This is a genomic window from Pseudomonas sp. CFBP13528, from assembly GCF_005233615.1.
Lineage (GTDB): Bacteria > Pseudomonadota > Gammaproteobacteria > Pseudomonadales > Pseudomonadaceae > Aquipseudomonas > Aquipseudomonas fluorescens_AM.
Genome location: NZ_QGAJ01000001.1, coordinates 457,345 through 483,116 on the forward strand (window position 1 = coordinate 457,345; position 25,772 = coordinate 483,116).

Annotated in this window: 21 protein-coding genes and 1 pseudogene; 10 read left to right on the forward strand and 12 right to left on the reverse strand. The window is 61.2% G+C overall.

The window, feature by feature from the left end; translation table 11 throughout:
• Window position 1 precedes the first annotated feature (1 nt).
• The 4 genes from PspCFBP13528_RS02165 (at window position 2) to PspCFBP13528_RS02180 (ending at window position 4,710) form a co-directional block, all read left to right on the forward strand.
• Entirely contained in the window at window positions 2–1,714 is a 1,713-nt protein-coding gene (locus PspCFBP13528_RS02165) for a putative 2-aminoethylphosphonate ABC transporter permease subunit (RefSeq protein WP_065949616.1), read from the forward strand.
• Between the two features lie 20 nt (window positions 1,715–1,734).
• Window positions 1,735–2,757, forward strand: a complete 1,023-nt coding sequence (locus PspCFBP13528_RS02170) for a putative 2-aminoethylphosphonate ABC transporter substrate-binding protein (RefSeq protein ID WP_065949615.1) — start codon at window positions 1,735–1,737, stop codon at window positions 2,755–2,757.
• Between the two features lie 125 nt (window positions 2,758–2,882).
• A complete protein-coding gene (locus PspCFBP13528_RS02175) occupies window positions 2,883–4,022 on the forward strand; it encodes a TIGR03364 family FAD-dependent oxidoreductase (protein WP_137199556.1) in 1,140 nt (379 codons plus the stop codon).
• A gap of 55 nt (window positions 4,023–4,077) precedes the next feature.
• The gene (locus tag PspCFBP13528_RS02180) at window positions 4,078–4,710 is read left to right on the forward strand and encodes a hypothetical protein (protein ID WP_232790552.1); all 633 of its coding nucleotides are present in this window, start codon (window positions 4,078–4,080) and stop codon (window positions 4,708–4,710) included.
• A 30-nt stretch (window positions 4,711–4,740) separates the two neighbouring features.
• Here PspCFBP13528_RS02180 and PspCFBP13528_RS02185 read toward each other — a convergent pair whose 3' ends face one another.
• A complete protein-coding gene (locus PspCFBP13528_RS02185) occupies window positions 4,741–6,120 on the reverse strand; it encodes a DUF3482 domain-containing protein (RefSeq protein WP_137199557.1) in 1,380 nt (459 codons plus the stop codon).
• A complete protein-coding gene (locus PspCFBP13528_RS02190; protein WP_137199558.1) occupies window positions 6,113–7,492 on the reverse strand; it encodes a DUF2868 domain-containing protein in 1,380 nt (459 codons plus the stop codon). The genes PspCFBP13528_RS02185 and PspCFBP13528_RS02190 overlap by 8 nt, the downstream gene beginning before the upstream one ends.
• 90 nt (window positions 7,493–7,582) lie before the next feature.
• On the opposite strand from PspCFBP13528_RS02190, the gene PspCFBP13528_RS02195 reads away from it, so the two are divergent.
• Window positions 7,583–8,095, forward strand: coding sequence for a dihydrofolate reductase (locus tag PspCFBP13528_RS02195; protein ID WP_065949636.1), 513 nt, complete (start codon window positions 7,583–7,585; stop codon window positions 8,093–8,095).
• A gap of 85 nt (window positions 8,096–8,180) precedes the next feature.
• Here the strand turns inward: PspCFBP13528_RS02195 and PspCFBP13528_RS02200 are convergent, their stop codons facing one another.
• Window positions 8,181–9,572 (reverse strand): L-cystine transporter, encoded by a 1,392-nt coding sequence (locus PspCFBP13528_RS02200; RefSeq protein ID WP_137199559.1) that lies wholly within the window; start codon window positions 9,570–9,572, stop codon window positions 8,181–8,183.
• A gap of 241 nt (window positions 9,573–9,813) precedes the next feature.
• Here PspCFBP13528_RS02200 and PspCFBP13528_RS02205 point away from each other — a divergent pair, with 241 nt between their 5' ends.
• Entirely contained in the window at window positions 9,814–10,872 is a 1,059-nt protein-coding gene (locus tag PspCFBP13528_RS02205) for a phosphorylcholine phosphatase (protein ID WP_101220179.1), read from the forward strand.
• A 225-nt stretch (window positions 10,873–11,097) separates the two neighbouring features.
• Here PspCFBP13528_RS02205 and PspCFBP13528_RS02210 read toward each other — a convergent pair whose 3' ends face one another.
• The 4 genes from PspCFBP13528_RS02210 to PspCFBP13528_RS02225 all read right to left on the reverse strand — a co-directional run bounded on the left by PspCFBP13528_RS02210 (window position 11,098) and on the right by PspCFBP13528_RS02225 (window position 17,346).
• Complete coding sequence (locus PspCFBP13528_RS02210) at window positions 11,098–12,555, reverse strand: hypothetical protein (RefSeq protein ID WP_137199560.1); 1,458 nt, start codon at window positions 12,553–12,555, stop codon at window positions 11,098–11,100.
• Between the two features lie 166 nt (window positions 12,556–12,721).
• Window positions 12,722–14,563, reverse strand: coding sequence for a dihydroxy-acid dehydratase (gene ilvD, locus PspCFBP13528_RS02215; RefSeq protein WP_010167756.1), 1,842 nt, complete (start codon window positions 14,561–14,563; stop codon window positions 12,722–12,724).
• A gap of 202 nt (window positions 14,564–14,765) precedes the next feature.
• Complete coding sequence (locus tag PspCFBP13528_RS02220) at window positions 14,766–15,926, reverse strand: MFS transporter (protein ID WP_137199561.1); 1,161 nt, start codon at window positions 15,924–15,926, stop codon at window positions 14,766–14,768.
• A gap of 223 nt (window positions 15,927–16,149) precedes the next feature.
• Entirely contained in the window at window positions 16,150–17,346 is a 1,197-nt protein-coding gene (locus PspCFBP13528_RS02225) for a class I SAM-dependent rRNA methyltransferase (protein ID WP_015886370.1), read from the reverse strand.
• 295 nt (window positions 17,347–17,641) lie between these two features.
• Here PspCFBP13528_RS02225 and PspCFBP13528_RS02230 point away from each other — a divergent pair, with 295 nt between their 5' ends.
• Both PspCFBP13528_RS02230 and mutM read left to right on the forward strand, forming a co-directional pair.
• On the forward strand, window positions 17,642–18,454 hold the full coding sequence (locus PspCFBP13528_RS02230) for an HDOD domain-containing protein (RefSeq protein WP_175413240.1): 813 nt from the start codon (window positions 17,642–17,644) through the stop codon (window positions 18,452–18,454).
• Between the two features lie 21 nt (window positions 18,455–18,475).
• Window positions 18,476–19,288 (forward strand): bifunctional DNA-formamidopyrimidine glycosylase/DNA-(apurinic or apyrimidinic site) lyase, encoded by an 813-nt coding sequence (mutM, locus tag PspCFBP13528_RS02235; protein WP_065949605.1) that lies wholly within the window; start codon window positions 18,476–18,478, stop codon window positions 19,286–19,288.
• Window positions 19,289–19,426: 138 nt separating this feature from the next.
• On the opposite strand, the gene PspCFBP13528_RS02240 is transcribed toward mutM, so the two are convergent.
• The 5 genes and pseudogenes from PspCFBP13528_RS02240 to PspCFBP13528_RS02260 all read right to left on the reverse strand — a co-directional run.
• A complete protein-coding gene (locus PspCFBP13528_RS02240) occupies window positions 19,427–19,678 on the reverse strand; it encodes a YfhL family 4Fe-4S dicluster ferredoxin (RefSeq protein WP_065949604.1) in 252 nt (83 codons plus the stop codon).
• A gap of 102 nt (window positions 19,679–19,780) precedes the next feature.
• A complete protein-coding gene (coaD, locus tag PspCFBP13528_RS02245) occupies window positions 19,781–20,260 on the reverse strand; it encodes a pantetheine-phosphate adenylyltransferase (protein ID WP_003234650.1) in 480 nt (159 codons plus the stop codon).
• Window positions 20,261–20,363: 103 nt separating this feature from the next.
• A complete protein-coding gene (locus tag PspCFBP13528_RS02250; RefSeq protein WP_137199562.1) occupies window positions 20,364–21,959 on the reverse strand; it encodes a GMC family oxidoreductase in 1,596 nt (531 codons plus the stop codon).
• 34 nt (window positions 21,960–21,993) lie between these two features.
• On the reverse strand, window positions 21,994–22,539 hold the full coding sequence (locus tag PspCFBP13528_RS02255; protein WP_101220184.1) for a twin-arginine translocation pathway signal protein: 546 nt from the start codon (window positions 22,537–22,539) through the stop codon (window positions 21,994–21,996).
• Window positions 22,540–22,568: 29 nt separating this feature from the next.
• Window positions 22,569–24,008 (reverse strand): annotated as a pseudogene (locus tag PspCFBP13528_RS02260) (coniferyl aldehyde dehydrogenase); the annotation flags it as partial.
• Window positions 24,009–24,140: 132 nt separating this feature from the next.
• On the opposite strand from PspCFBP13528_RS02260, the gene PspCFBP13528_RS02265 reads away from it, so the two are divergent.
• Complete coding sequence (locus tag PspCFBP13528_RS02265; protein WP_065949600.1) at window positions 24,141–24,812, forward strand: TetR/AcrR family transcriptional regulator; 672 nt, start codon at window positions 24,141–24,143, stop codon at window positions 24,810–24,812.
• 33 nt (window positions 24,813–24,845) lie between these two features.
• Window positions 24,846–25,700, forward strand: coding sequence for a sulfurtransferase (locus PspCFBP13528_RS02270; protein WP_137199564.1), 855 nt, complete (start codon window positions 24,846–24,848; stop codon window positions 25,698–25,700).
• The last annotated feature ends 72 nt before the right edge of the window (window positions 25,701–25,772 follow it).

Here is a 25,772-nt window from a genome sequence, read left to right on the forward strand (position 1 = left end):
GATGGCTGCGGTCATGAGCGTGCCGCTGCCGCGTCAGATGGCCCGCGCCGAGTGGGGCGACCGCCTCTTCGTGGTCGGCGGCAAATGGCTCTGGCTGGGCCTGTTGGTGGTGGCGGTGCTGCTGCCGCTGCTGGCGATCTTCTGGCGTGGCTTGAGCAGTGAAGCCGGGCAGGGCGGTGGCCTGATCGCCGCACGGGCATTGCTGACCAGCGCCAATTTCCACTGGTTGCTGGGCAATAGCCTGAAAGTCTCCTTGAGCGTAGCGGCCATCGTCGTACCGCTGGCCTATCTGTTTGCCTACGCGCTGCAGCGCACCTTGATTCCCGGCAAAGTCATCTGGCGCGGCGTGTCGCTGCTGCCATTGATGGCGCCCTCGATGTTACCGGGCATCGCGTTGGTGTATCTGTTCGGCAACCAGGGGCTGTTGCGCGGGTTGCTCTCGGACAATATCTACGGCTTCTGGGGCATTGTTCTGGGCGAAGTGATTTACACCTTCCCACACGCCCTGATGATTCTGCTGTCCGCCTTGTCGCTGGCGGATGCGCGCTTGTTCGACGCCGCCTCCAGCATGGGCGCCAGCCCCGCCCGGGCGTTTCGCAGCATCACCTGGCCGGCCACGCGCCAGGCGGTGTTCGCGGCGTTCTGCCTGGTGTTCACCCTGACCATCACCGACTTCGGCGTGCCGGTGGTGGTAGGTGGGGACTACCAGGTGCTGGCGCTGGAAGCCTACAAGGCCGTGGTCGGTCAGCAACAATTCGGGCGTGGCGCGTTGATCGGCATGGTGCTGCTGTTGCCGGCGCTGTTCAGCTTTGGCGTGGATGCGTGGTTGCGCCGCCGTCACGGTGATGCCATGAGCGGCCGTGCCCAGGTCTTTCAACCGCTGCCGTCGCGTCCAAGGGATGGCTGCTACCTGGCAATCGTGCTGCTGATCTGCGCGGCGCTGCTGCTGGTGTTCGGCATGGCGGTGTATTCCTCGCTGGTCAAATTCTGGCCCTATAACCTGTCGCTGTCGCTCAACCACTATCAGTTCGAAGACACCGCCGGCGGTGGTTGGCTGGCCTATCGCAACAGCCTGACCATGGCGCTGTGCACGGCGCTGATCGGCAGTGTGCTGATCTTCACCGGCGCCTATTTGATGGAAAAGACCAAGGGCCAAACGGGCCTGAATCTGGCCCTGCGCCTGCTCAGCTTTGTGCCGATGGCCGTGCCGGGCCTGGTGCTCGGCCTGGGCTACGTGTTCTTTTTCAACCTCGGCGGCAACCCGCTGCATGTGTTCTACGGCAGCATGGCGCTGCTGGTGGTGTGCACCATTGCTCACTACCTGACCACTGCACAAATGACCGCCACCACCGCACTGCGCCAGCTGGACGCCGAGTTCGAAGCCGCCGCGTTGTCCCTCAAGGCGCCGCTCTACCGCCATTACCTGAAAGTGACGGTGCCGATCTGCCTGCCCGCGTTGCTGGATATTCTGCGTTACCTGTTCGTGTCGGCAATGACTACCGTCTCCGCTGCGATCTTTCTCTACAGCCCCGACACCCTCCTCGCCGCCGTCGCCGTATTGAACATGGACGACGCCGGCAATGTGGGCGGCGCGGCGGCCATGTCGACCCTGATTCTGTTCACCTCTGGCGGTGTCTCGCTGCTGCTGGCGTGGGCTTCACGTGGCGCCTTGCGCCGCTCCCAGGCCTGGCGCCAGACCGCGCCCGGGCAATGATCCTTCAAAGGAGGTATTCCATGTTCAAACCCCTGGCGCTGGTCGCTGCCGTACTCACTGCATTGAGCCTGAATGCCTTTGCCAAGACTGAGCTGACCGTGTACACGGCGCTCGAAGCCGAACAGTTGAAGACCTACAAAAAGGCCTTCGAACAGGCCAACCCCGACGTCGAGATCAAGTGGGTGCGCGACTCCACCGGCATCATCACCGCCAAGCTGCTGGCCGAGAAAGACCGCCCACAGGCTGACGTGGTCTGGGGCCTGGCCGCCTCCAGCCTGGCGATACTCGACCAGCAAGGCCTGCTGGACAACTACGCGCCCAAGGATTTGGACAAGATCGGCAAAAACTACCGCGACACCGCCAACCCGCCGGCCTGGGTCGGTATGGATGTATGGGCTGCGACCATTTGCTTCAACACGGTGGAAGCCGAAAAGCAGGGCCTGAGCAAACCGGTGAGCTGGCAGGACCTGACCAAGCCTGAGTACAAGGGCAAGATCGTGATGCCCAACCCGGCCTCCTCCGGCACCGGCTTCCTGGACGTGAGCGCCTGGTTGCAGACCTTCGGTGAGAAGCAGGGCTGGCAGTACATGGACGACCTGCACCAGAACATCGGCCAGTACGTTCACTCGGGCTCCAAGCCGTGCAAGTTGGCGGCATCCGGTGAGTTCCCGATCGGGATTTCGTTTGAATACCCGGCCGTGCAGTTGAAGCGCCAGGGCGCACCGCTGGACATCATCCTGCCGAAAGAGGGCCTGGGCTGGGAGATCGAAGCGACGGCGGTGATCAAGGGCACGACCCATGCCGAGGCTGCGAAAAAACTCGCGGACTTCTCTGCAAGCCCGGCGGCGATGGCGCTGTACAAGGACAATTTCGCCGTGCTCGCCCAACCGGGGATCGCCAAGCCGCAGACCGAATTGCCGGCCGACTATGAGCAACGGTTGATCAGGAACGACTTTGTGTGGGCGTCGAAGAATCGCGACAGCATCCTGGCTGAGTGGCGCAAGCGTTATGACGGGAAGTCGGAGAAGGTGGCGGGTCAGTAATTTCTCGGTTTGGGCTGATGGCCTCATCGGGGGCAAGCCCCCTCCCACTCTTGATCTGCAAACACGGTTCAAATGTGGGAGGGGGCTTGCCCCCGATAGCGGTCTTGAAAACAGGACATCACTACATGACACACCACAGCGACCTGCTGATTGTCGGCGCCGGCATCCTCGGCCTCTCCCACGCCTACGCTGCCGCCAAACGCGGTCTCAAGGTCAAGGTCTTCGAACGCAGCGCCACACCATTGGGCGCTTCGGTGCGCAACTTCGGCCAGGCGCTGGTCACCGGCCAGCCGCCGGGGCCGATGCTCGATCTTGCGCGGCAAAGCCGCGATATCTGGGGGCATTGGGCGCAGGTGGCCGGGTTTGCGCTCAAGCGCAATGGCGCCTACCTGTTCGCCCGTACCGAAGCCGAAGCGCATCTGCTCGAAGCCTTTTGCCTCGGGCGTGCCCGCGAGCACGGCTACAACGTCGAGCTGCTGCAAGGCGCGGCCTTGAATGACCTGTACGCTGGCCAATTCCGCCATCACCGCGCCGCGCTGCATGGCAGGGACGACCAGCAACTCTATTCGCGCGAAGCGATCCCGGCGCTGATCAACTATTTGGCGCAAGCGCTGAACGTGGAGTTTCACTTTTCCACCCTGGTGCATGATGTCGAGCCGGGCCAGTTGCACAGTACGGCGGGGCGTTTTCGCGGCGAGCAGATCATTGTGTGTTCCGGTCACGACTACCAGACCCTGCTGGCCGAATCGATGGCCGCACTCAACCCGCAAGTCTGCCGCCTGCAAATGCTGCGGGCACGGCCGGCGCATGACCTGAACCTGCAACATGCCTTGCTGACCGGCCTCAGCTGCGTGCATTACGGTGCGTTTGCCGACTTGCCCGAGGCCGCCGCGGTACAGGCGCAGATCCTGCGCGAAACGCCGCACCTGCAGGCGCACGGGATTCACCTGCTGATCAGCCCCACGCCCCATGGCGACTTGATCATCGGCGATTCCCACGATTATGGCAGCGATGCATCGCCCTTCAACGCCGAGCAGGTCGATGACTGGATGCTCGAACTGGCCGAGCAGACCCTCGGCTGCAAGATCCGGGTGGTGGAGCGTTGGCAGGGCGTGTATGGCTCGCGTGGGCCGGCGCCGTTTTCGGTCTTGCAGGTGGCTGCGGGGCTCAATGTTGTGCTCATGCATACCGGCGTAGGCATGAGTGTGGGGCCGGCGCTGGCCGAGCGAAACATCGCAGCGTTGTGGGGAACGGCGTCACCATGAGGGCCAAGGCACTACGGTTTTTGGTTGCCTTCAAGAGATTGGCGCAATTCAGACGGTGGACGCGGACGCAGCGTCTGGAATCAACATTGCAGCGCTCAGTAAGGTGCTTGCTCTGATCAACGGAGCCGTACTGATGCGTTATTTAAAAGCCACCGCCCAGGATCGTGGTGGCAACGGCCTGGCTGACACCGTGATTCTGCATTTCTATGAAAGCTCCCCCAATGGCATCGATCAGTTATGCCATGAAGCGGTGGCTGTTGATATGAATGCCGATAAAGCGGTGGATTTCCAATTCGCCGGGGACATTAATTTCGACGGGCAAAGCAATGTCATTGATAGTTACCTGCTCAAGGCGTTCGCTAATACCTTTTTGCAATTGCACTGGTTCAACAGGGGGGAAAGTCGGCAGCGTACGCTGGTCATTGCCGCGATCCAGGACGATCAGGAGAGTCCGCCCAGCGGCGTTCAACTGAACTTCCTGGACCGCCGCAGCCCGGTGCGCAAAGCCACGCTGGCGTACCAGGCTGCTGGCTATGATGCCGACGGTAACGGGGTGCTGGAGTCTTTCAGCCGTACCGATATGGATAGAAACGGCGTGATCGACAGGGCTGACAAGGCATTGGTCAGCTCGATGTGCCGTAACTTCCTGGCGTTCAAATGGTACGACCAACGCGTCAGCGGGACTTGATGTGGCCATTGCGCCGCGAGACGCCAGGCCTCAAGGCGTCAGCACGGGGTCTTCAAGCAGGGCGGACAATGCTTCGACCTGCTCCTGACGTTCCGTCTGGCTCAGTTTGGCGTGGGCGTTGAGCGACGACCACTGCGGATAGGCCCGGGCCTTGTTCAGCGGTTCCGGCATTTTACCTTCGCGCCACGTCTTGTCCTGGGGGGTATCGACCTTGATGCTATGCATCGCCGCATGCCCGCGCAGGTTCAAGGCCTTGAGCAACTGGCGCTGGCGCAGGGCGAGCAGGCGCAGCACGCTGTCATCCACAGTCAGCTCGCGCTGGCCTTTGATCTTGCCCAGCAGGCGGCTGCCATAACTGCGCGCCGTTTGCAGCGCGCCGCCGGCAATTGCACCGGCCAGGGCGGCAGCGCCCAGGGTCAGGCCTCCGACCAGCAGGTCGACACCGGCACCGGCCGCTGCGCCTGCGGCAATCCCGCCCCCGACCCGCACACCGAGCTGCTTGAGGGTTTCGGGGTTGAACAAATCATCGCCCCAGCGGCCATCCAGCAGCGGCAGGTCGCTGGCGGCGGCATCCTGCGGGCGGAAGCCGAACAGCTTGAGCAGAGCCTCAACACACTTTTGCTCGCGCTGGCGCACGGCCTTGCGTAAATCGCTGATGGCTTGGGGTTCATCTTCGGTCACCACACTTCGGCGGCAGGCGGCACAGTCAATCAGCAATTCGGCGATCAAGTGCGCGGCGCTTTGCTGGCGGGCCTGGCGCTGGGCCTCCTGATCAAGGATCAGCCGTTGCAACTGCGGTCGTGCGCTTTCCAGCAGCAGGGCCAGGCTTTCATACAATCGGCGCTCGCCATCTTCCGGCGGCGCCACGCTGTCGAAACGCACCAGCGCATGCAGGCCGAGGCGGGCCAGGGCTTCGCGCCAGTCCGGTTCGCGGTGGTCGGCGCTGCTGACGAAATTGAGCACCGGCAGCAATGGTTTGCCGCAACTGGCCAGCACTTGCAGCTCGTCGCGGTACTTGGCCAGCACGGGCTCGCGGGCATCGATCACATACAGGCCCGCGTCCGAGGCCAGCAGTTGGCGCAGCACCTTGGCTTCCTGTTCGAAACGTTGGCGCGCCTCGCTGCCCTCCAGAAACCGCGCCAGGCGTGCCGGACCATCGAGGCGTTCACCGGGGCGGTCCAGACGTTCCAGGTAGTCGAGCAGGGCGATGGCATCTTCCAGGCCGGGGGTGTCGTACAGCTCAAGCAAGGCTTCGCCGTCCACCGACAAGCGTGCGCCTTCCACATGCCGCGTGGTGCTGGGGCGATGGGAGACTTCGCCAAACCCGACATCGCGGGTCAGGGTGCGCAGCAGCGAGGTCTTGCCCACATTGGTATGGCCGACCACGGCGAGCTTCAGCGGTTTAGTCATGACCTGTCTCCAGCCAGTTCAGCGGCGCGCAGTCAGCGAAGGGCAGTTCCAGTTGCTGCAGCGCGCTGTGCCAGTCGCCCAGGCGCTCGGCGTCCAGCGCCTGGCCGGGCGGCGCTTGCAGCAGCCACACGCGCGTGGCGGTGGCGCTGCGCGCCAGTTCGGCGATCAACGCCAGGCTGCCGCGGTCGGGCGAGCGGCGTGGGTCGCAGGCGATGGCCAGGCGCGCGGGTGGGAAGCGCGTGATCTGCTCCAGCAGTTTGTTGCGCGATTCGCGGCTGTCGAGGATGCCGGCGTTCTTCACATTGCCAGGCATTTTGGGTGGCCAGGTACGCTGGTCGTCCAGTTCGATGGCGACCAGCAGCGCGCCATCGCTTTGCAGCTCGCTGACGCCTCCGGTCACGTGGTGCAGGTGTTCCGGCGCCGCATCATTGACGCCCAGCCGCTCGCTGCTGGGCATCAGGCGTTCGCGCAGTTGGGCGTAGCCGGGCAGGTTGAGGTCCAGACGCAACGCCGCACGCCCGATCTTCCAGCGCCACAGGCAGAGCAGGGCGAGGATCAGCCGGGGCAGCAGGCCGTAGACCAGCAATACGCCTACCAACCAGGCGGCCCAGGCTTGGCGGGCGCTTTCGATATTCAGGGCGGAATCGCCGCTGGCGCGGATCATTTCAACTGTCGGTACAGTGAAGCCGAGCAGGGCGGGCAGGGTGCCGAGGGCCTGGGTGACGGCGATGAATGTGTCGGCACCGAGTATGGTGGTTTCCCACACAAAGCCGTAACGCCGGGTGGCGAGCAGCATCAGCAAAATCACCATCGCGCTGAGCAGCGCCAGCAACCACAGGCTATTGACCAGCATACCGACCGCCCAGCGGTTGAGCTTCTGGCGTTGCAGCAACAGCAGCAGCGCCGGCGCCAGTTGCGCGGCCTTGGCGTCGCGGGCGAGTTTTTCACTGAGCCACAGCCACAGGCGACCGAGGCTGGCACTGTGTTCGCCGGCAAACACCAGGCCCAGGGCCCAACTGAGCAGCACAATCAGGTTCAGGCCGAGCAGGCTGCCCAGGGCCCAGAACACATTCACCGGCGCCAGGCCGTTGCCCAGCGCGGCAAACGCCAGGCCGGCGCCGCTGATAACCGCGACTATCGCCAGCAGTACCAGGGCCAGGCGCGCGCCTTGCAACCAGCGAGTGAGCGCGCCCGTCAGGCCATCGCGTTCGGCCAGGTGCAGCGCGCGATGCACGATGCGCGTCGGCAAATCACCGCCGCCCGTGCGGGCCAGCCGGTTGGCTTCGAGGTCCTCCAGGGGCCCGGCGTGTTCTTCGCGCAGGCGCACGGCTTCGGTCAGCCAGAGTGTGTGCAGCGGGTTCAGTGCAGTCACGCGCCATCCTGTTGTGTTCGTGAGGTTGGAGCATAACCGCTGTGCGCCCTGTTGGGGAAAGCTGCGCGGGGCTCTGGTATGCTCGTGGCCATGAAAAAAACTCTCCCTTTAAGCCTGATCGCAGCCCTCGGTGAAAACCGCGTGATCGGCGTCGACAACAGCATGCCCTGGCATTTGCCGGGGGATTTCAAATATTTCAAGGCCACCACCCTGGGCAAGCCGATCATCATGGGGCGCAAGACCTGGGATTCCCTGGGCCGACCATTGCCGGGGCGGCTGAATATTGTGGTCAGCCGTCAGACCGACCTGGCGCTCGAAGGTGCGGAAGTTTTTCCGTCGTTGGAGGCGGCGATAGCGCGCGCTGAGGAATGGGCCAAGGCCCAGGGCGTGGACGAGCTGATGTTGATCGGCGGCGCGCAGTTGTATGCGCAGGGGCTGGCGCAGGCGGATCGTCTGTACCTGACGCGGGTGGCGTTGAGCCCGGAGGGGGATGCGTGGTTTCCGGCGTTTGATGCGAACCAATGGACGTTGGTGTCGAATCTGCAGAACCCAGCCGACGGTGATAAGCCGGCTTACAACTTCGAAGTCTGGGAAAAAGGTTAAAAGCATCGGGGGCAAGCCCCCTCCCACACTTGAATGTATTCACAAATCAAAATGTGGGAGGGGGCTTGCCCCCGATAGCGGTCTATCAGACCTGCGCTAATTCAGCATGCTCATCGGCATCGAGCAGCGCCTTATCCGTCTGCCCCATGATCTGGCTGGTAATCGCCCCTGCCGTCATCGAGCCATTCACGTTCAGCGCCGTACGGCCCATGTCGATCAGCGGCTCCACGGAAATCAGCAGCGCCACCAGTGACACCGGCAAACCCATGGCCGGCAGTACGATCAAGGCCGCGAAGGTCGCACCACCGCCCACGCCCGCCACACCCGCCGAACTCAGGGTCACAATCGCTACCAGCGTGGCGATCCACAGCGGGTCCAGCGGATTGATGCCGACGGTCGGCGCGACCATCACCGCCAACATCGCGGGATAGAGGCCTGCGCAGCCGTTCTGGCCGATGGTCGCACCAAACGACGCGGCGAAACCGGCAACGGACTGCGGGATACCCAGGCGGCGGGTCTGCGCTTCAATACTCAAGGGGATCGAGGCGGCGCTGGAGCGGCTGGTAAAGGCAAAGGTCAGTACCGGCCAGACCTTGCGCAAGAAGCGCAGCGGATTGACCCCGGCCAGCGACAGTAACAGGCCATGCACCACAAACATCAGGCCCAGGGCCAGGTACGACACTACGACAAAGCTGCCGAGCTTGATGATGTCCTGCAGGTTGGAGCTGGCGACCACCTTGGTCATCAGCGCCAGCACACCGTACGGGGTCAGCTTCATGACCAGGCGCACCAGGCGCATCACCCAGGCTTGCAGGGTGTCGATGGCGTTGAGCACCTTCTGGCCTTTTTCCACGTCATCCTTGAGCAGTTGCAGCGCGGCAACCCCCAGGAACGCGGCGAAAATCACCACGCTGATGATCGACGTCGGCTTGGCCCGGGCCAGGTCGGCGAACGGGTTGGCCGGCACGAACGACAGCAGCAATTGCGGGATATTCAGGTCGGCGACCTTGCCCGCGTAATCGTTCTGGATCACTTGCAGGCGCGCCATTTCCTGGGTGCCGGCGACCAGCCCTTCGGCGGTCAGGCCGAACAGGTTGGTCAGGCCGATACCGATCAGCGCTGCGATCGCGGTGGTGAACAGCAGGATGCCGATGGTCAGGAAGCTGATCTTGCCCAGGGACGAGGCGTTGTGCAGGCGCGCCACGGCGCTGAGGATCGAGGCGAACACCAGCGGGATCACGATCATTTGCAGCAATTGCACATAGCCATTGCCGACCAGGTCGAACCAGCCGATGGAGGCCTTGAGCACCGGGTGACCAGCCCCATAGATGGCGTGCAGCACCACGCCGAACACCACGCCAAGCACCAGGGCGAACAGGACCTTCTTGGCGAGGCTCCAGTTCGTACGGCCGGTTTGTGCCAGGCCCAGCAGCAGGGCCACGAACACCAGTAAGTTGAGAATCAGGGGAAGATTCATTGAAGCTCCGTTGAGAAGGCAGCCAATCGCGTGAGCCTGCGATTGCGAACCGGGAAGCCTAACAGCTTGAAATATATTGATTTAATACCGATATGGAATGGCCACTGTCGTTTTTGGAATAAGCGTTTGACGCTCTGACATACGACTGTGGCGGAATCAGGACGCACAGGGTCGGGCTCGACACGGGAACTGTCACAGGGATTTGTTAGCGTCGATGTCTCTCATTCAGGAAGAAACGCTTATGAAGCTCGCGCCGAAATTGCTTGCCGCCGCTCTTTGCCTCGGGCTTGCCAGCCAGGCGTTCGCCGCCACCGAGTTGAAACACTGGCCGGCGCCTGCCGCCAAACAGTTGAACGAGATGATCGCCGCCAATGCCAACAAGGGTAACTTCGCGGTGTTCGACATGGACAACACCAGCTATCGCTACGACCTTGAAGAGTCCCTGCTGCCGTACATGGAAAACAAGGGCCTGATCACCCGCGACAGCCTCGATCCGTCGCTCAAGCTGATGCCGTTCAAAGACACCGCCGACCATAAGGAAAGCCTGTTCAGTTACTACTATCGCCTCTGCGAAGTGGACGACATGGTGTGCTACCCGTGGGTGGCCCAGGTGTTTTCCGGGTTTACTCTCAAGGAACTCAAGGTCCAGGTTGACGAGTTGATGGCCTCCGGCAAACCCGTGCCCGTCAGCTATTTTGAAGGCGACACGGTGAAGACGTCCGAGGTGCCGCCACCGAAAGTCTTCACCGGCCAGGCCGAGCTGTACAACAAGCTGATGGAGAACGGCATCGAGGTGTACGTGATGACCGCCGCCTCCGAGGAGCTGGTGCGCATGGTCGCCGCCGACCCGAAGTACGGCTACAACGTCAAACCCGAGAATGTGATCGGTGTGACCACCCTGCTCAAGGACCGCACCACAGGCGAACTGACCACCGCGCGCAAACAGATTGCCGCCGGCAAGTATGACGAGAAGGCCAACCTCGGCCTGGAACTGACGCCTTACCTATGGACCCCGGCGACCTGGATGGCCGGCAAGCACGCGGCGATCCTCACCTATATCGACGAATGGAAGAAACCGGTGATTGTTGGCGGCGACACGCCGACCAGCGATGGCTACATGCTTTTCCACGACGTGGATGTGGCCAAGGGCGGCATTCACCTATGGATCAACCGCAAGGACAAATACATGACCCAACTTAACGGCATGATCGCCAAGCACGCGGCAGCGCAGGCCAAGGAAGGGTTGCCGGTAACGGCGGACAAGAACTGGGTGATCGTCAAACCGCAAGACATCCAGTAGCAGGCAGGGCGCAATACAATGTGGGAGGGGGGGGGGGGCGACGATTCGACTTGCTCCCGATGGCGGTCGACCAGTCAGTTCATCCTTGGCTGACACGCCCCTATCAAGGGCAGGCCCCCACCCACCGTTGATCGTGTTTGTCAGTGTGATTTTTCAGGCAAAAAAATTGCCGCAGCCCAGTGCGGGGCATTGATGTTAAGCGTTAAAACAGCACCTGTAACATTACTACCCAGAGCGCGACGTGTTTAATAATTTGCAGGCTTCAAGTACGTTCTGATACGCGTGATTCACGGCGTCGGCATTATAGTGGTCCGCACTTGCCAGCTGATTGAAACATAGGGGTGTGAAGTCTTTCTTATCGTCATACGAAAACACCGTATAGGCTTCGTTAAGGGAGTGGCCTCCACTGAAGGTGAGATAGGCGGCGGTCAGGGCTTTCGCATGTTCCATGGAGAATACCTGGCCGTCCTCGGCCAGTTTTTTAAATAAATGGTTCAACAGGTTCGTGCTGCCGGACATGCCGATGCCGATTGAGCGCTCGGCGTGCAGCGCGGCTCGATTGTGTGAGGTTATGCCCAGTGTGGCAGGTTGATAACGGTCGATAGGCCTGATACCCAGGGTACCCGGCAGATGGGTCTGTTGGTGGGGCGCTGATTGATGAGGTAGCAACAGCCCATATTGGTCGCTGCGAAAGTTTCTATTTTTGAGAGATTTAATCAGCTGCCGCTGGTCGTTGATGACATTCTCATAGTGCTGTGTCGCCACGTTGGTCAGGGGGTTTAAGTTGGGGGCCGCCAGCATATATTTCACCGCCAGTGACAAGGTCAGCGCAATGGCATGCGGGTCGCTGCTATGCAGCATGGCGGCAAAGTTCTGCGGCTCGGGATTCTGAAGAAACTTTTGAGATTCGCTGATCTGCTCGCGCCAGCCGGGTGGGTCAGCCCGCATCCGCCGATGGATGTCGGCGCACAGAACGTGTTGCGTGGCGGGGTGGTAACTATTGAAGTCCTTTAGCAGTGTGCGCGTCAGTATCTCATTGATAGTGTGCGATTCCGGCGAGGGATGATGAATAACGTATTCCGAAAAGGCCGTATCGAACAGGCGCCCATAGTAATTGTCATTGCGCTTGGTGATATAAAACTCCTTTTCCAAGGTAGTCGATATCGTCTCTATCTGCGCGATCAATGCCTGGTTTTTTTCCGGTTCGGATGACAGTTCGAGCTGAAGCTGCTCAATAAGAGCGTGCGTAATTTCTTTTGAACTCTCGTTACCCAGCCAGCTTGCTTTCAGGTTCTCGATGATAGGTGTTTTGACAGCGGCATCCAGTGCCGACTCTGCCACCGCCAGCGTCAATGCCAGCAGTACTTCCTTGGGTGTCCTTATCAGCTCATCGGCAGGCTGTGGTCGATGAGTCAGGGGAGAGGTGATTGCACCGGCGATGTCTGTAAAGTTTCTGCTCGACAAGTGCTTGGCGTGAACCTTGGTGATCATGCCTCGACTGTCCACCGTGAGCATCTCCCTCATCCGAAATGCAGTTTCAGGGCTGATGGTTTTGCCGAGCAAGGTGGCGGCCTTCTCGTCAGGGCATAACCGCCTGATGCCGTTTTGAGAACGCTGAAGTGGAGAGGGGGGGAGTTCTTGGGGCCACACTTCAGCTGAAGAAACGCCGTCCAGTATTTTCATTGTTCCACCTTTTAGCCAAGTCGATCGTCTCGGTTGGTGGGCGATTCGGTGAAAGCGTTCCTGATGTCAGTGCAAGAGACGAGATACGTCAGGCGACTGTATAAAAATGCCCCGCGTGTGCGGGGCATTCTGTCGTGACAACGATTGGGCGAAGGCAGATTAAAACTTACAACCCATCCAGCATTGCCTTGTTGCGCACTGCGCCTTTGTCTGCGCTGGTAGCCAGCAGCGCATAAGCCTTCAGTGCAGTGGTCACTTTACGTGGACGCTTCTCCACCGGCTTCCAGCCTTTCTTATCCTGCTCGACCCGACGCGCCGCCAGTTCTTCATCGCTGATCAACAAGTTGATCGAACGGTTCGGGATGTCGATCAACACCTTGTCGCCATCCTGCACCAGGCCAATCGCGCCACCGGCAGCGGCTTCCGGCGAAGCGTGGCCGATGGACAGGCCCGAAGTGCCGCCGGAGAAGCGGCCGTCGGTGAGCAGGGCGCAGGCCTTGCCCAGGCCTTTGGATTTGAGGTACGACGTTGGGTAGAGCATTTCCTGCATACCCGGGCCGCCTTTCGGGCCTTCGTAGCGGATGATCACGATGTCGCCTTCTTTCACTTCGTCGGCGAGGATGCCGCGTACCGAGCTGTCCTGGCTTTCGTAGATCTTGGCGCGGCCTTCGAAGACGTGGATGGACTCATCCACGCCCGCGGTCTTCACCACGCAACCGTCGAGGGCGATGTTGCCGTACAGCACGGCCAGGCCGCCTTCTTGCGAGTAGGCGTGCTCGACGCTGCGGATGCAGCCATTTTCACGGTCGTCGTCCAGGGTGTCCCAACGGGTCGACTGGCTGAACGCGGTCTGGGTCGGGATGCCTGCAGGGCCTGCCTTGAAGAAGGTGTGCACGGCTTCGTCGTCGGTCTGGGTGATGTCCCACTTGGCGATGCCTTCGGCGATGGACTTGCTGTGCACAGTCGGCAGGTCGGTGTGCAGCAGGCCGCCACGGGCCAGGGAGCCCAGGATCGAGAAGATCCCGCCGGCGCGGTGCACGTCTTCCATGTGGTACTTCTGGATGTTCGGCGCGACCTTGCACAGTTGCGGCACGTGGCGTGACAGGCGGTCGATGTCGCGCAGGTCGAAGTCGATCTCGGCTTCCTGGGCGGCGGCCAGCAAATGCAGGATGGTGTTGGTGGAACCGCCCATGGCGATGTCCAGGGTCATGGCGTTTTCGAAGGCCTTGAAGTTGGCGATGTTGCGCGGCAGCACCGACTCGTCGTTCTCGGTGTAGTAACGCTTGCACAGCTCGACGATGGTGCGGCCGGCCTGCAGGAACAGTTGCTCGCGGTCGCTGTGGGTGGCCAGTGTGGAACCGTTACCCGGCAAGGCCAGGCCCAGGGCTTCCACCAGGCAGTTCATCGAGTTGGCGGTGAACATGCCGGAGCACGAACCGCAGGTCGGGCAGGCGCTGCGCTCGTATTCCGCGACCTTCTCGTCAGACGCGCTGGAATCGGCCGCGATGACCATGGCGTCGACCAGGTCCAGGCCATGGGAGGCAAGCTTGGTCTTGCCGGCTTCCATCGGGCCGCCGGAGACGAAGATCACCGGAATGTTCAGGCGCAGGGCGGCCATCAACATGCCGGGGGTGATCTTGTCGCAGTTGGAGATGCACACAATGGCGTCGGCGCAGTGGGCGTTGACCATGTACTCCACGGAGTCGGCGATGATCTCGCGGCTCGGCAGCGAATACAGCATGCCGTCATGGCCCATGGCGATGCCGTCATCCACGGCGATGGTGTTGAATTCTTTTGCCACGCCACCGGCGCGTTCGATCTCGCGGGCGACCAGTTGGCCCAGGTCCTTGAGGTGGACGTGGCCGGGTACGAACTGGGTAAACGAGTTGGCAATCGCGATGATCGGCTTCTTGAAGTCGTCATCCTTCATCCCCGTGGCACGCCACAATGCGCGGGCGCCGGCCATGTTGCGGCCATGGGTGGATGTTTTCGAGCGGTAATCAGGCATTGGAGCACTCCGGGCGGCTAATCGGTATCAAAAGGGAGTGAGCTTCTATTGACGTCTGGAACACTCAGAAAATGGCCGTGTGTCCGGAAGTTGCCACTCGCGTCGCGGGATCGCCGCGTGCTTGGGCCTCGAGCTCATAAACCCGCCGGGGGATGACTGGCGATGAATAGGGCCGATTCTACACCGTCTTCCTGTAGGTGCGTCAGCGATTGATCCTGGCATTCGTCAGCCAGCCCCACAGGCTGAAAACGATGAAGCTGACAGCGATGGTCATCAGCAAATGGGTTCCGGTTTGCGCAAGCGCTGCGCTGCTGATGGCGGCTGTGAGGAACATGATGCTGTTACCCGCCGATGCCGCCGTGCCTGCGCTGCTTGAAAACAGCAACATTGCCGCAGAAATTGCGGCAGGGCGCACCAGCGTGACGGCCAGCGCGCTGATCAGCATCGGGATCATCAGGGTTACGGTGGTGATGGCATCCAGGCTGACGATCAGCGTTAACAGCGCACCGGCGACGAGCAGCAGCCCCAGGCCGATATTGATCTGCCGGGACAACGAGATGTGTTTTTGTAGATAGGAGGCCACCACACCGCCCAGCAGATAGGCCACGCCATACACCATCAGCACCAGCGCGTACTGATATTCGGAGAGTTTCAGCGCATCCATGAAGATCAGCGGTGTCACGCTGATCAAGGCGAAATAGCAGGCGAACACCAGCGCGGCGATCCACCAGTAGCGCAGGAAGTCGCGGTTGCGGGCGACAGCCTTGAGCGTGCCGAGGATGGACACCGGCTCACGGTGCGGGCTGGCGGACTTGGAAGTCAGGATGCAGAACGCATGGATCAGCATGCCCGCGGCCATCAGTGCAAAGCCGTAGAAGCTGCCTTGCCAGTCGAAGGTGGTTTGCAGCCAGGAGCCGATCAGCGGTGACAGCGCGACAAACGAACCGCTCAAGGTCATGTAGTAAAGGCGCACACGGGCGCGATCTTGCTCTGCGAACAAGTCTTCCACCAGCGCATGGCCCAATACGAAGAAACCACAACCCATGGCCTGCACTGTGCGAAACAGCAGGAAGGTCAGGTAGTCCGACGCCAGCGCGCAGCCAATCGCACCGAGGATCGACAGCGTGATGCAGCCGAGCAGCACTTCCTTGCGCCCCCATTTATCCGACAGCGGGCCGGCGACCAGTTGCGAGATCGAGAACACCAGCGTGAACAAGCTGATGGACAGTGCGATGTCTGCACTGGGCGTGTCGAACTGGGTGGACAGGGCGGGGAACGAGGGAAGCAGGATATTGATCGGGAAAAAGCTGATCAATGAAATGCAGGTGATCAGGATGAAACGGGAGAGAGTGGGCCCAGACATTGTTTTTGTTTTCCGGAGTAAAACCAGAAACCGATACTAGTCTGCGAAAAATGGAATTCAATCAAAACCGCTTTAGGAGCTTTCCCGTATTGATGTGCGCCATCATTGTAGGAGCGAGCTTGCTCGCAAAGAACGTCAACGATAACGCAGCGCTATCAGGTAGCCGGTGGCGCCTATTCGTTCTTCGCGAGCAAGCTCGCTCCTACAGAGGGTTCGGTGTTACTTAGCTATTGGGCAGCAACCGACACGTAATGCTCTTGATATACCGCGTCTCGACAATCGCCGGGTGCACCGGGTGGTCCGGGCCCTGGCCACCGCGTTCGAGCATCTGGATGTTGCGATCCAAATGACGGGCGCTGGTGAGCAGGATGTTTTGCAGGTCGTCTTCGGGCAGGTGCATGGAGCACGAGGCGCTGACGAGGATGCCGTCCTTGCTGAGCAGGCGCATGGCTTGCTCGTTCAGGCGGCGGTAGGCGCCTTCGCCGTTCTTCATGTCTTTCTTGCGTTTGATGAAGGCCGGTGGGTCTGCGACGATCACGTCGAAGCGTTCTTCGCTGGCTTTCAGTTCTTTCAAGGCTTCGAAGACGTCGCCTTCGATGCAGGTCATCTTCTCGGCCACGCCGTTGAGCGCGGCGTTGCGCTCCACGCCATCGAGGGCGAAGGCCGACGCGTCGACGCAGAACACTTCACTGGCGCCGAAAGCGGCGGCTTGCACGCCCCAGCCGCCGATGTAGCTGTACAGGTCGAGAACGCGCTTGCCTTTGGCATACGGCGCCAGGCGGGCGCGGTTCATGCGGTGGTCGTAGAACCAGCCGGTTTTCTGGCCCTGGATCACCGGGGCTTCGAATTTCACGCCGTTTTCTTCCAGTGCCACCCACTCCGGCACCAGGCCGAAGACGGTTTCGACATAGCGGTTGAGGCCTTCGGCGTCGCGCGCGGCAGAGTCGTTCTTGAACAGGATGCCGCTGGGCTTGAGCACTTGGGTGAGGGCCGCGATCACATCTTCTTTATGGGCTTCCATGGTCGCCGAAGCGATCTGTACCACCAGGATATCGCCGAAACGGTCGACCACCAGGCCCGGCAGCAGGTCGGAGTCGCCATAGACCAGGCGGTAGAACGGCTTGTCGAACAGGCGGTCACGCAGGGACAGCGCGACGTTCAGGCGGTGCACCAGCAGCGACTTGTCCAGCGGCAATTTGATGTCGCGCGACAGCAGGCGGGCGCAGATCAGGTTGTTCGGGCTCATGGCCACGATGCCCAGGGTCTTGCCACCGGCCGCTTCCAGGATAGCCTGGTCGCCTGCCTGAAAGCCGTGAAGTGGGGTGGCGGCCACGTCGATTTCGTTGCTGTAGACCCACAGGTGGCCGTTGCGCAAACGACGATCGGCGTTGGCTTTGAGACGCAGGCTTGGCAGGGACATGACGTCGCTCCGGAAAAAAGAGCGGGAGTATACCCTGTTGTGTCGTTACTGACCGCGCCGCCGGACATGTGGGAGGGGGCTTGCTCCCGATAGCGGTGGATCAGTCAGTTCATCTTTCACTGAGATACCGCAATCGGGGGCAAGTCCCCTCCCACATTTAGTCCGGTTTCAATCGGGCAATTGGGTGTCGGCCCGGTCTGCTTAAAGGGTAGAATCCACACCTAGCCCAGAGTGTGTACTTATGTCCCAAGAGCTTTCCGCCGAACAGATCCAGCAGGTCCTGCAAGGCATCAGCGTGCCGCCCCAGCCGCAAATCATGGTGGATTTGCAGATGGAGCAGTACATGCCCGACCCGGACCTGGAAGTGATCGCCCGGTTGATCGCCCAGGACCCGGGCCTGTCCGGCGCGTTGCTGAAGATCGTCAACTCGCCGTATTACGGCCTGAGCAACAAGATCGCCTCGATTCAGCGCGCAGTGAACCTGCTGGGCAGCCGCTCGGTCATCAACCTGATCAATGCGCTGTCGATCAAGGGCGAGATGAGCGACGACACCATCGTCACGCTCAACCGCTTCTGGGACACTGCCCAGGATGTGGCAATGACGTGCCTGAGCCTGGCCAAGCGCACCGGCTCCCAGGCGGTTGACGAAGCCTATGCCCTGGGCCTGTTCCACGACTGCGGCGTGCCGCTGATGCTCAAGCGGTTCCCCAACTACATGACGGTGCTGGAGCAGGCCTACGCCAATGCCGGCCCGGATTGCCGCGTGGTCGACACCGAGAACAACGCGTTCAACACCAACCATGCGGTGGTGGGTTACTACACCGCCAAGTCCTGGCGCCTGCCGGAGCATGTGACCGACGCCATCGCCAATCACCACAATGCCCTGGCGATTTTCAGCGATGAGTCGTCGCGTAACCCTGTGCTTAAAAACCTGCTGGCGATCCTGAAAATGGCCGAGCACATCTGTTCGTCCTGTCGCGTGCTGGGCAATCAGGCCGTTGACCATGAGTGGGATGCGATCAGCCACCTGGTGCTCGATTACGTGGGCCTGTCGGACTACGACTTCGAAAGCATGAAGTTGTCGATCCGCGAACTGGGCGCGCACTGAGCCTTTCTTCCCGAGGTACACATGCCTGAGTTACCAGAAGTCGAAACCACCCGGCGCGGGATTGCCCCGCACCTGGAGGGCCAGCGCGTCAGCCGTGTGGTGGTGCGTGAGCGTCGCCTGCGCTGGCCGATCCCCGAGGACCTCGATGTGCGCCTGTCCGGCCAGCGCATCGTGCTGGTGGAGCGGCGAGCCAAGTACCTGTTGATCAACGCCGAAGTGGGCACCTTGATCAGCCACCTGGGCATGTCGGGCAACCTGCGCCTGGTGGAAGTCGGCATGCCTGCGGCCAAGCATGAACATGTGGACATCGAGCTGGAGTCCGGCCTGGCCCTGCGCTACACCGACCCCCGGCGTTTTGGCGCAATGCTCTGGAGCCAGGACCCGCACAATCACGAGCTGCTGGTCCGCCTGGGGCCCGAGCCGTTGACCGCGCTGTTTGATGGCGAACGCTTGTTCCAGCAGTCCCGTGGACGGTCGATGGCGGTGAAGCCGTTCATCATGGATAACGCAGTGGTGGTGGGCGTGGGCAATATCTATGCGACCGAAGCGCTGTTTGCGGCGGGCATCGATCCGCGTCGCGCAGCGGGCGGTATCTCGCGGGCGCGCTACCTGAGGCTGGCGATCGAAATCAAGCGCGTACTGGCTGCGGCGATCGAGCGGGGCGGTACCACCTTGCGCGACTTTATTGGCGGCGACGGGCAGCCGGGCTATTTCCAGCAGGAACTGTTCGTGTATGGCCGGGGCGGCGAGGCGTGCAAGGTCTGCGGGACCGAATTGCGCAATGTGCTGCTGGGGCAGCGGGCGAGTGTGTTTTGCCCCAAGTGTCAGAGCTAATTACTGTGTAAGGGCTGCTATAGCCATCGTGGGCAAGCCCCTCCCACACTTTGATTTGTGAATACATTCAAAATGTGGGAGGGGCGGTGCGACGATTCGACTTGCCCCCGATAAGGCCTTTACAGGCGCTAAAGAACCTCAAGCCTTGCCGGTAATCTTGCGGTACTTCTCCAGCAACTGCTCTTCAGTCTCGGGATGCGCCTCATCCAGCGGAATGCAATCCACCGGGCACACCTGCTGGCACTGGGGTTCATCGTAGTGGCCGACACACTGGGTGCACAGGTTGGGGTCGATCACGTAGATCTCTTCACCCTGGGAAATCGCAGCGTTCGGGCACTCGGGTTCGCAGACGTCGCAATTGATGCAATCGTCGGTGATGATCAGGGACATGAGAACTCCTGCCAGGGCTGTCAGCCAAGGCATCTGAAAACGAATGCGCGCAATTGTGCCGCATTGGCGCCCGCAGTGCGAGCGGGCGCCGAGTGAGCGGTCTTACTTCTTGAAGCGCAGCGTCAGCGCGTCTGCGACGGCCGGGTGCACGAATTTGGTGATATCTCCGCCCAAAGCGGCGATTTCGCGAACCAACGTCGAGGAAATGAACGAATAACGTTCCGACGGTGTGAGGAACAGGCTTTCCACGTCCGGCGCCAGTTGTCGGTTCATGTTGGCCAGCTGGAATTCATATTCGAAATCCGACACCGCGCGCAGGCCACGCAGGAACACATTGGCGTTCTGCTCCTTGGCAAAGTGTGCCAGCAGTGTCGAAAAGCCCACCACTTCTACATTAGGCAGGTGCCGGGTGACCTCACGTGCCAGCTCCACGCGTTGTTCCAGGGGAAACAACGGGTTTTTCTTGGGGCTGGCGGCTACCGCGATGATCACATGGTCGAACAGGCGAGAGGCGCGTTCGACCAGATCGCCATGGCCTTTGGTAATCGGGTCGAAGGTACCTGGGTACAACACTCGGTTCATCGCGTCGTCCTGGCGGAGTCCGTTGGGGAATCGGATGGTATCGCAGCCATCCCGGTCGGCCAAGTCGACTTATGTAGATAAATGCCGTGAATCGAACGGTTTTTCACGCTGTTTTCAGACGTTCGGACAAGGCTGACGCCAGTTGGGCGCTCAATCCATACACCGACAACTGGGGGTTTGCCCCAATGCTGGTGGGAAACAGCGAACCGTCGTGAATCGACAGGTTACGCAGTTGGTGGTGGCGCCCGAGGCTATCGGCTACCGCGTTTTTCGGGTCTTCGCCCATGGCGCAACCGCCCATCACATGGGCGCTGCCCAGGGTGGTCCGGTGCAACTCGAGGTTCAAACCGTCAATCACGTTACGCGCCTCGGCCAAGGTGTTCACGTAGCGGGCGTCGTGATGCAGGGGCTTGACCGATTTGGCGCCCGCCGCGAACTGAATCTCGGCCATGCTGTGAAAGGCTCTGCGCAGGCCGTCCCAGGCATAGGGCGAGACCTGATAGTCGAGCACCGGCGTACCGTCACCGCGCAGTTCCACTGTGCCGCCAGGGCTGTCGGGATGAAACCCGTCGCGCAACAGCGCGAGCATGGCGTGGGTATGGGGCAATCGGCTCATGTCCAGGGCGTTCTGCGCACCGTAGCCGCCAAACAAGGTGCTTGCCAGCCCTGGATGTAAGGGCGGCGCTTCTAGCTTGTAGGACATTTTACCGGTAGTGCCGTCCTGCCACTGGAAGTGGTCGGAATAGATCGACTGCGGCGCGCCGTAGAACGGATTGATCACTTCGTCGAACAACCCGGCGGAGAAGTTCACCAGGTGCAGGAAGGTGCGCTTGCCCAGCCGCGAATGGGGGTCGGGCGCGTCGGAGCGCATCAGCAATGCCGGGCTGTTGATGCCGCCTCCCGAGAGTACGTAATGTCTGGCCTTCACGCTGATCCTGCGCCCGGTAGGCGCCACGCAGCGTTCGTCCATGGCCACGCATTCCAGGCTGCTGATTGTGTCGCCGCTATAGGTGAGACGCTCGGCGCGCGCCAGGTAGAGCAGCTCGCCGCCGTTCTCCAGAGTGGCGGGGATGGTGGTCACCAGCATCGATTGCTTGGCGTTGACCGGGCAGCCCATGCCGCAATAACCCAGGTTGAAGCAGCCGCGCACATTGCGCGGGATCACGTGCCAGCTGTAGCCGAGCTTTTCGCAGCCTTTGCGGATCACGTCGTTGTTGGCATTCGGCGGCAGGGCCCACGGCGCAATGCCCAGGCGCTGTTCCATGGTCTCGAACCACGGCGCCATCTCGGCGCTGCTATGGCCCTTCACTGCGTATTCGCTGGCCCAATGGGCGAGGGTGGCATCGGGGGTGCGGAAGCTGGAGGTCCAGTTGATCAGCGTGGTGCCGCCCACCGCCCGGCCCTGCAGGATGGTAATCGCACCGTCCTTGCTCATGCGCCCGATTCCTTCCTGGTACAGGCTGGCATAGGCTTCGTCTTCCAGCAGCTTGAAGTCGCTGCTGGTCTTGAGTGGGCCTTCTTCGATCAACAGCACCTTGTAGCCGGCGGCGCTGAGAATTTGCGCCGTGGTGCCGCCACCGGCGCCGCTGCCGATGATGGCCACGTCGGCTTCCAGGGTCAGGTCGTTGTCGAGGGCGGCGCCATTGTGGGTTTTCCAGCCACGGGCCAGGCCGTCGCGGAACAGATCGGGTACGGGCATCAGGGTCGTCTCTTTTTATTGTGAGGGATGCAGATCAGATCTTCGGCGGGCCGGGGTAGCCGCAATGGGCCCAGGACTCCGGCCGGAAGTACCAGGCCATGATCACCAGCTTGAGCAGCGAGCCCTGGCCCATGCGCAGCAGGTTCAGGTAGCTGTTTTCCCAGCGGTGCAGGAAGTTGCGGATCTGCTCGCTGCCGGCGTTTTCCCAACTGCCCCAGATGCCGGTCAACGGTCCTCGGGTAATGCCCATGCTCAACACGTCGAACAGCTGCTGGGTGAGCTTGAACATCTCCGGCGACAGGTGCTGAAGGCTGTAGTCGAGCTTTTTCAGGGTGTCTTCAATCCCCGCGCTGACGGCCTGGGCGCTGGCCGCGCCTTCCAGCAGCACCGGGATTACCGCGCGCAGGAACGGCAAGTCACTGGCGCGCAACATCGCAAAGCCGCTCGCCGGCGTGCTGCTCGAGCAACCGCTGAGGCTGGCACCCAGCCCGGCGGTGGCCAGGAAGGCGCTGGCGCACAGGCCGATTTTCAAGACGCCGCGCCGCGACAGTGCAGGTGAATCAGTCAGGCTGGGGTTCATTGTTTTTATTGTCCCGGTGGTGGCGGTTATCAGCGGATAAACAGCTTCTGGATCAGTTTCTGGATTGATTTCCCATAGGGCGGATAGATCAACTTCGCCGCGTTCAGACGCTGCTTGACCAGCACGCCCTTGGCCTTGCTGAAGGTCAGGAAACCTTCGTGACCGTGGTAATGGCCCATGCCAGAAGGGCCGATGCCACCAAACGGCAGGTCATCCTGGGCCACCTGCAGCAGGGTGTCATTCAGGCACACGCCGCCGGAGTGGGTCTCGTGGAGCACGCGGTTCTGTTCGCTCTTGTTGTAGCCGAAGTAATACAGGGCCAGTGGACGCGGGCGCTGGTTGATGTAGGCAAAGGCCTGATCAATGCCGCGATAGGGCACGATCGGCAACAGCGGACCAAAGATCTCATCCTGCATCACCGTCATCTCGTCACTCACATTCAGCAGCAGGCTGTGAGGCATGCGCCGTGCCTGGCCCTGGTCGTACAGCGCAATCAGCGTGGCACCCTTGTCGGTGGCGTCCCTGGCGTAGGCATTGAGCCTGGCCAGTTGCCGTTCGTTGATGATGGCGGTGTAGTCCGGGTTGTCGGCCAGGGTCGGATAGAATTCACGAATAGCATGGGAGTAAGCCTCGACGAAGCCTTCCACACGATCCTCCGGCACCAGCACATAGTCCGGTGCTACGCAGGTTTGCCCGGCGTTCAACGCCTTGCCAAAGGCGATACGCTCGGCAGCATCCTTGAGCGGCACATCGGCGGAGACGATGGCTGGTGATTTGCCGCCCAGTTCCAGGGTGACCGGCGTGAGGTGTTCGGCGGCCGCACGCATCACATGCCTGCCGATGCTGGTGGCCCCGGTGAACAGCAAATGATCGAAACGCAACGTGGAAAACGCCATGCCGACTTCGGCTTCACCGAGCACCACGCACACCAGATCCTCGGGGAAGATCTTGGCCAGCAATGCCTTGAGCAGTTCACCGGTGGCCGGTGTGGATTCGCTGAGCTTGAGCATGACCCGGTTGCCGGCGGCCAAGGCTCCGACCAGCGGGCCGATGGCCAGGTACAACGGGTAGTTCCACGGCACGATCACGCCGACCACACCCAGCGGCTGGTAGATGACTTTGGCCGACGCGGGCTGAAAGGCAATGCCTACAGCGCGGCGGGAAGGTTTCATCCAAGCTTTGAGGTGCTTGCTGGCGTAGTGAATACCATGCAGGCTGGGCATCAGCTCGGCAAACAGGGTTTCGTCCGCGCTGCGATGGCTGAAGTCCTGGCTGATCGCGTTGATCAGCGCCTGGCGTTCATCGCTGAGCAAATCGCGCAAGGCCTTGAGCCATTGCTGGCGTTGCGCGGCCGGCGGCATCGGGTTGGCGGCATAGGCGCGACGTTGCGCTTCGAACAGGTCCTGGAGATGATCCAGCGCCTGGGATTCTTGCAGGTAGGCAACGTTGGCAGACATGGCGCGATCCCGATTGTTATAGGTCTGCCTGGATTTTTAGAGTTATTGCTCTAAGTTGTCAAATAACATTGCAGTAACATCTGGATTTAACCTGACCGGCATAGGCCGTAAGATGCCCCATCCCGTGTTTGGAAGCTGATCCCTATGGCACCACGAGTAAAGACCAGCGAGCGCATCGTGCAAACCAGCCTGGAGCTTTTTAACCAGCAGGGCGAGCGCAGTGTCAGTACCAACCATATCGCTGCCCATATGGAAATTTCCCCGGGCAACCTGTACTACCACTTCCCCAATAAGCAGGCGATCATCGCCGTGCTGTTTCGCGAATACGAAGCGTTGGTGGACAGTTTCCTACGCCCGCCCCAGGGGCGCGCGATGGTGGTGGAAGACAAGCGTTTTTACCTGCAGGCCGTACTGGCGGGCATGTGGCGCTACCGCTTCCTGCACCGCGATCTCGAGCATTTATTGGAGAGCGACCCGGAGCTGGCCACTGGCTACCGACGGTTTTCCCAGCGCTGCCTGATTCAGGGCGGGGCGATCTACCAGGGCTTTGTCGACGCCGGCATTCTCACGATGGACCCGGTGCAAACCGAAGCCCTGACCCTTAATGCCTGGATTATCCTCACCTCCTGGGTGCGGTTTCTGTGCACCACCAATGAAAACTCCACTCATTTAAGCGCCGAAGCCATAAAGCGTGGGGTATACCAGGTGCTGGTGCTTGAGGCGGGTTTTGTCACGCCCCAGGCCAAAGCAGCGGTGGATGCGTTGTTCAAAGAGTTTTACGTGCCGTTGAACCAGGCACTGGAAGAAGTGAAGTAGGACCTTTCCCCTTTGTATGCACAGGAGTCAGTCATGCCGCTTGCCCAATTGATCAGCCCCCAACAATTGGCCGAGCGCCAGAAGTCGGCCGGGCTGGTGATCCTCGATTGCCGCTTTGCCCTGGAAGACCCGGATTACGGGCTGTGCAGCTATGCCGAAGGGCATATCGAAGGGGCGCAATATGCCGATCTCGAGCGCCACCTCAGCGGCCCGGTGATCAAGGGTGTGACCGGCCGTCACCCGCTGCCCGCGGCGGACGCATTTATCGAGCAATTGCAGGCGTGGGGTGTCAGCGCTGATACCGACCTGGTGTTGTATGACGATGGGCCAGGGGCCTACGCGGCTCGGGCATGGTGGTTGCTGGCCTGGCTCGGCAAGCGCGATGGCGTGTTTATCCTGGACGGCGGTCTCAAGGCCTGGCATGCGGCGGGCTTCCCATTGAGCCTGGATGCGCCGGTGGTCGAACCCGGCACTTTTTCCGCTACGCCGGATAATCGACTGTTCCTGGATGCCGATGAGTTGAAAAAACGCCTGGGCGAACCGGGCATGACCTTGATCGATGCCCGCGCCCAGGCGCGTTTTCGCGGCGAAGTAGAACCCATCGACCCGATTGCCGGGCATATTCCCGGCGCGCAGTGCGCGGCATTCAACGAAAACCTGGGCAGCGATGGGTGCTTTTTACCGGCTGAACAGCTCAGGCAGCGGTTTGCTGCGCAGTTGCAGGGGCGTCCGGCGCAGGCGTTGGTGGCGTACTGCGGTTCCGGGGTGACGGCGTGCCATAACCTGTTTGCGCTGAGTTTGGCGGGGTACCCGCTGGGCAAGTTGTATGCGGGGTCGTGGAGTGAGTGGATTACGGATCCTGCTCGTGACATTGCGACAGGCGACTAAAGGCCAGATCTGCAAACCCAATCAAAATGTGGGAGGGGGCTTGCCCCCGATAGCGGTGTGTCAGTCAGTACA